The sequence below is a fragment of the Rhizobium sp. SEMIA 4085 genome (genome assembly GCF_013004495.1).
Taxonomy (GTDB): domain Bacteria; phylum Pseudomonadota; class Alphaproteobacteria; order Rhizobiales; family Rhizobiaceae; genus Rhizobium; species Rhizobium gallicum.
This window is the reverse complement of sequence record NZ_JABEPH010000569.1, coordinates 1-2,466: the sequence shown is the minus strand read 5'-3', so window position 1 is coordinate 2,466 and position 2,466 is coordinate 1. Positions and strand designations below refer to the sequence as shown.

The following is a 2,466-nucleotide window of genomic DNA, read 5'->3' as shown; positions in this document are numbered from 1 at the left end:
AGGAGAAGGTGCACCAGCCCTGGATCGACCGGCAGTGGAAGAAGGCCGTCAGCGGCCTGAACCACATCAGCGCGCATCCACCGAAGATCGGCCGGAGGCTGAATGGCGGTCACTTCGCGCTTGCTGCGACGATCGGCTATCTGGAATTGCGCTTCAAGGGCCAGTGGGAAGCCGAGCATCCGGAACTGATCGACTGGGCACGCAAATTCGAGAAGAAATTTCCTGCCTATCAGGAACTCAAGGCGCACGGCTGAGAAACAAAAAAGCCGGGCGCGAGGCCCGGCTTTCATCAGGTTTGTTCGGCAGACTTAGAACTTGACGCCGATACCGACCTTGACGCTGTGTTCGTCATAGCCGCGGGATACGTTCGTGGCGCCGAGATCGAAGTCCTTGTTCTGATAGTCGCTGAACCGATATTCGACACGTGCCGTGATGTTGTTCGTCACCATAGCTTCGGCACCGGCGCCGACGGTGTAACCGAAAGCTGTATTGGAATCGGATTCACCGAAGCCGCTGACCTTGTTGTTCGCCGCAGCGGCACCAGCCGTCGCGTAGAGCAGGAACGGGTTCAGGTCGTAACCGACACGGCCGCGAACAGAGCCGTTGAATCGGTTCTTGTTGGTGATGCCGTCAGACGTGCTGTCGAGGCCGGAATAACCGAGATCGGCTTCGACACCGTAGACGATCTGGCCGCTCTGCCAGTTGTAGCCCGTGTAGAGCTGGCCGCCCATGGCGTAACCGTCGCGGTCTGCACCGAAGTTGCCCTTGTTATAGGTGCCCGCGCCGCCGAGGTAAAAGCCTTCCCAGTTACCTGCAGGAGCGGCCGGCTCGGCCTGTGCTACCGGAGCTTCCGGAACCTGGTCCACTGCATCGGCGGCGTTGGCGGCGGAAAAGCCGGCGATCACGAAGGCGGACGCCATCAGACTAGCAATAAATGTACGCATACTCATTTCTCCTTTCGATCTCGCGCCCTTCGTAACTGTCCTACGCCGAAGCATTCGCGAGAAATTACAAGATGTCCCTCTCGGATCGAGGTCGAAAGTGGAGCGCAATTGCGGATTTGAGAGAGCCAAATTGTGAAATGATTGAGGCAGCGAAGCGGCTGAAATTGGATGTTGCTATAGCGCAACAGAATATTTGTTAACCATAACGATGTGTTAAATTGCCAATACTAATTCTAAGAACTTTATTTCTCAAATAATACATAGAATAGATCTGCCACAAAGGCAATCGTGACACCCTATTTATATAGTTTGTGCCTGCCCCTATATAGAAACGCACTTAGACCCGCAGGACCAGAAGGCACGCTTTTGAACGAGAAAAGACTTAAGGCCGCGCTCATAACCGGGGCTGCCAAGAGAATAGGCCGGGCAATAGTCGAGGATTTGGCGGAGAACGGCTTTTCCGTTGCCATTCATGCCAATAGCTCGATCGACGAGGCGGAGGCGGTTGCGGCGCAATTGCGGCAAAAAGGCAAATACGCCGTCGCAGTGCAAGGCGACCTCATGAAAATAAACGAAACGGAAACCCTGGTAAAAAGGGCCGCAGACCGGCTTGGCCCCATCGATCTGCTTGTCAACAATGCCTCCGTCTTCCGCGAAGATTCGGTGCGAAAGATGGATGCCGGTGTCTGGGACGAGCATTTTGCCGTGCATGTCCGGGCGCCGTCGATCCTCGCCGCCCAATTCGCCGCCCAGCTACCGGAAACGTCCACTGGCCTCATTGTCAATGTCATCGACCAACGCGTCTGGGCGCTGCGGCCGAGCTTCTATTCCTACACCCTGTCGAAGTCGGCGCTTTGGACCGCAACGCAGACGATGGCGCAGGCGCTTGCTCCGAAGATTCGTGTCAACGCCATCGGTCCTGGCCCCTCGATCCCAAGCGAACGGCAGTTGCAGGAAGACTTCCAAGCGCAGGTCGCAGCGCTTATCTTGAAGCAAGGACCTGCGTTGGAGGAATTCGGCCGAACGATTCGTTTTCTGTTCGAGACGCCTTCGATCACGGGTCAGATGATTGCACTCGACGGCGGCCAGCATCTCGCGTGGCAGACGCCGGATGTGCTGGAGATCAAGGAATGAATGCCAAGAAGCTGCCCGATGGCGGTGTTCTTTATGATGAAACCGATGAAAACGAAGACGAAATCGAGGTGGAAAGCGAACCTTCCGCCTCGCCGCTTCCGGCTGTGATCGACTGGAATGAAGGCGGCGGCAACGAGAGCGGGCTTGCCGGCGCGGAACTGATCGGCGAATTCGTCAAGCGGCTGCCGAACAGCCCCGGCGTCTACCGCATGTTCAATGCCGATGGCGACGTGCTCTATGTCGGCAAAGCGCGCAGCCTCAAGAAGCGCGTCGGCAACTATGCGATGGGCCGGGTCCATTCCAACCGGATCGCGCAGATGGTGCGGCTGACCTCGCATATGGAATTCGTGACGACGCGCACGGAGACCGAGGCGCTGCTCCTGGAAGC

Annotated in this window: 4 protein-coding genes; 3 read left to right on the top strand and 1 reads right to left on the bottom strand. The window is 57.1% G+C overall.

Annotated elements, in window-relative coordinates:
- Positions 1–254: glutathione S-transferase C-terminal domain-containing protein (locus C9413_RS31060; RefSeq protein WP_348648819.1), on the top strand; the 254-nt coding region annotated here is incomplete at its 5' end.
- Positions 255–308: 54 nt separating this feature from the next.
- Here the strand turns inward: C9413_RS31060 and C9413_RS31055 are convergent.
- A complete protein-coding gene (locus tag C9413_RS31055; protein ID WP_039844477.1) occupies positions 309–944 on the bottom strand; it encodes an outer membrane protein in 636 nt (211 codons plus the stop codon).
- Between the two features lie 366 nt (positions 945–1,310).
- Between C9413_RS31055 and C9413_RS31050 the strand changes: the two genes are divergently transcribed.
- Entirely contained in the window at positions 1,311–2,078 is a 768-nt protein-coding gene (locus C9413_RS31050) for an SDR family oxidoreductase (protein ID WP_039844476.1), read from the top strand.
- The coding region (locus C9413_RS31045; RefSeq protein ID WP_170251401.1) for a GIY-YIG nuclease family protein at positions 2,075–2,466 on the top strand (392 nt) is incomplete at its 3' end. The genes C9413_RS31050 and C9413_RS31045, both read left to right, overlap by 4 nt.